The organism is Saccharothrix sp. NRRL B-16348 (assembly GCF_001280085.1).
Lineage (GTDB): Bacteria > Actinomycetota > Actinomycetes > Mycobacteriales > Pseudonocardiaceae > Actinosynnema.
Genome location: NZ_LGED01000105.1, coordinates 1 through 423, shown reverse-complemented (window position 1 = coordinate 423; position 423 = coordinate 1). Strand labels below are relative to the sequence as shown.

At 68.3% G+C, this 423-nt stretch carries 1 protein-coding gene; it reads left to right on the top strand.

What is annotated here, in order from left to right:
- A partial coding sequence (locus ADK67_RS11645) for a TIGR02679 domain-containing protein (protein WP_231648133.1) occupies positions 1-423 on the top strand: 423 nt, incomplete at both ends.

The following is a 423-nucleotide window of genomic DNA, read 5'->3' as shown; positions in this document are numbered from 1 at the left end:
GACGAGCACGTCCGTGCGCACGGCAGCACGCTGACCGAGGTGCTGGAAGCGTTGCACGGCAGGCCGATCGGCATGTCCACGGCCGAGGAGGCCTCGACATCCGACGCCGTGCTGAAGTTCGCACTGCGTCAGCACAACCTGCTGCACGCACCGTGGGCCGCACCGTGGATCGCGCATGTGCGCCGGTACGGCAAGATCCCACAACCGGCGTTGCCGATGCTCGCCAACCAGGCGGCCTGGGTACTCGGCAAGCTCGGTCCGACCACGACCCGGTACGCCTTGGCCGGCAACGACCTCGACGACGGACGGCCGCTCGCCCGCATCGTGGGCAAGGCGCTCGAACTCATGGGCACGACCTGGGAGCAGGCTGGAATCCTCAAGGACGCCTATAGCGACCCGGTGCTGACCTCCCAGGGCTACCTG